The 2520-nt window shown below is 69.7% G+C and carries 3 protein-coding genes; all 3 read left to right on the top strand.

From position 1 onward, the window contains the following. The first annotated feature begins 632 nt into the window (after nt 1-632). Nucleotides 633-1301: a GAF domain-containing protein gene (locus WA805_RS01045; RefSeq protein WP_425241431.1), complete on the top strand. Its 669-nt coding sequence runs from the start codon at nt 633-635 to the stop codon at nt 1299-1301. Continuing rightward, nucleotides 1294-2097, top strand: coding sequence for an ANTAR domain-containing protein (locus WA805_RS01050; RefSeq protein ID WP_425241432.1), 804 nt, complete (start codon nt 1294-1296; stop codon nt 2095-2097). Before WA805_RS01045 ends, WA805_RS01050 begins: the two co-directional genes overlap by 8 nt. A 110-nt stretch (nt 2098-2207) precedes the next feature. After that, on the top strand, nt 2208-2520 hold a 313-nt coding region (locus tag WA805_RS01055; RefSeq protein ID WP_425241433.1), incomplete at its 3' end, for a helix-turn-helix domain-containing protein.

Below are 2520 nucleotides of genomic sequence, written 5' to 3' on the forward strand. Positions count from 1 at the left end.
TTATTCACGGATGACGGCTGCCGTACCAGGCCCCCTCATACTGGCCAAGGATGGCCAGTCCCCTGGCCCGGCCCCGGGCTGAGCTAGCGTTTCATCGAACGCGCGATGCGACTTGCCGCGTTCCACGCGCTGGCCGACTCTCGGGCTGGACCATGCACACCCCAGCGGCGGACAGCAATGCCGCCCGCCGGGCGAGCAGAATGGCAAGGCAGACGGCGCAGATGACAAGCAGCCATCCCGATGAGCGGGACCGGGCTGGCGGCGTCGGATCCGGTACGCGGCCGCGAGGCACGATGGTCATGCGGGCGCGGTGCGGAGACGGCGGCCGGATTGTAAGCCGGTCCGGTGCTGGTCGCGGTGCCGGAGTTGCCAGACCTGCTCATTCAAGTCACCGCCGGGGGCAGTAGTCCCTGCCGCTGCCGGGGTCTGGAGCAACGATGCCGTCACCAGACGTTAGCACGCAGCCACGGCGCGGCCAACGTCCAGCCGAGTCAGATGATGCAGGCCCACGGGCCGTGCCCCGGGCTCGGCTGCGTGAGGAGTACGGTAAGGAGACACATCCCGGGGCTTGCGTCGTGGCAAGAGGAGGCGACGTGCGGGAGGACGAACGGCGGTCCCGCATCATGGCGGCGGTGACCGAACCAGACACAGCCGAGCCGGGCGAGTTGGCCCGGCGGCTCTGCAGGTACGCGGTGGATGAGATGGCCCTGTCGGGGTGCGCGCTGGTGCTGATGTCGGGGGCGGAGTCGGCGGGCGTGCTGGCGGGTGCCGGGCGGCACGCCTCGACGGTGACCGGGCTGCAGATGGAGCTGGGTGAGGGCCCCTGCCTGCAGGCTCATGCCTCCGGGATACCGGTGCTGCTGCCAGACCTCACCGCCGAGTCCGCGAACCGCTGGCCGGCTTTCGCTGCGGCTGCGCTGGCGGCCGGCGTGCACGCCGAGTTCTCCCTGCCGTTGACCGTGGGGCCCGGCGGTATCGGCACGCTCGACCTGTGCCGTGACCGGCCGGGCATGCTCAGTGAAGAACACCTGGCCGATGCGCTGGTTGCGGCGGACATCGCCCGGGATGCCGTGCTGTACCAGCCGTACGGAGCAGGGGGCCCTGGCGTGGCTGAGCTGCTGGACACGGCCGGTACGGACCGGCTCGTGATCCATCAGGCGACCGGGATGATCGCCGCGCAGCTGGATGACACCATCGCCAACGCGCTGGCCCGGCTGCGCGCCGCGGCGTTCGCGAGCGAGCGTTCGATGCACGACATTGCGCAGGACGTCGTGCAGCGCCGGGTGCGGTTCGATGACTGACAGCGGCGCCGAGCGACACTCCCGGCCTGAGGATCCCAGTCAGGGTGACCGGAGCGGCGACGTTACCCACGAGGCCGTGCTGGCCCGGGCTTTTGTCCGGCTGGCGGACACGCTGGCCAGCGACTTTGACATCGTCGATTTCCTGCAGGGCCTGTCCGCCGACTCGGTTGAGATTCTCCGGGCCGAGGCAGCCGGTGTCATGCTGGCCGACCCGCGCGGCGGACTGCGGCTGATCGCCTCCTCTGACGAGCGGATGCGGCTGCTTGAGCTCTTCGAGCTCCAGGGCGCGCAGGGCCCGTGCCTGGACGCGTTCGCCTCCGGCCGGCCCGTCCAGGCCACCGCAGCCGACAGCCGCGCCCGCTGGCCGGTCTTCGCCCCGCGAGCCTCCGGGGCGGGCTTCCAGGTGATGTGCGCCGTCCCGCTGCGCGTGCGCACGGACGTGATCGGCGCCTTGAACCTGTTCCGCGGCAGCGACGAGCCTTTCACCCGCACCGAGATGGAGATCGCCCAGGCCATGGCGGAGATGGCGGCGATCGGGCTGATCCAGGAACGGGCGCTGCGGGAACGCAACCTGCTTACCGAGCAGTTGCAGGCGGCGCTGAACAGCCGGGTGGTCATCGAGCAGGCCAAGGGAATGCTCGCCGAGTACCTGACCATGACCGTGGACGACGCATTCAAGGTGCTGAGGAGCTACGCGCGCGAGCACAACCGCAAGCTCTCCGAGATCGCCAGCGACGTGGCGGGCCGGAAAATCTCGAGCGCCGCACTGGGCCGACCACCCGGCCAGCAACCCTAACTTCCCAGCCCCGTCAACTTCCCAGCCCCGTCGGTGACCGCCACCAGTGGGCCGAGTCTCGCCAGAGCCCATTGACAAAAAATTCCTTTACGTAAAGACTGATTTTCGTTATGAGGGACGTCGTCTACCTCGACCAGATCGAGCAGGCTGAGGCCCTGCTCAAGCCGCAGCGGATCGGAGTGCTGCGGCAGCTCGCCGAGCCCCGGTCGTGCACCGAGGTGGCGGTCGAGCTCGACCAGACCCCGCAGCGGGTCTACTACCACGTGAAGCGCCTGCTAGAGGCCCGTCTGGTCGGTCAGGTGGCCGAGCGCCGGGTGCGCGGGATCCACGAGGGGATCTACCAAGCGGCCGGCCGGTCTTACTGGCTGTCCCCGGGCCTGGTGGGCCGGATCGGGCTGCGCCAGACCCGCGACCGGCTCAGCC

The organism is Trebonia sp. (assembly GCF_049794275.1).
In the GTDB taxonomy this organism is placed as follows: Bacteria; Actinomycetota; Actinomycetes; order Streptosporangiales; family Streptosporangiaceae; genus Trebonia.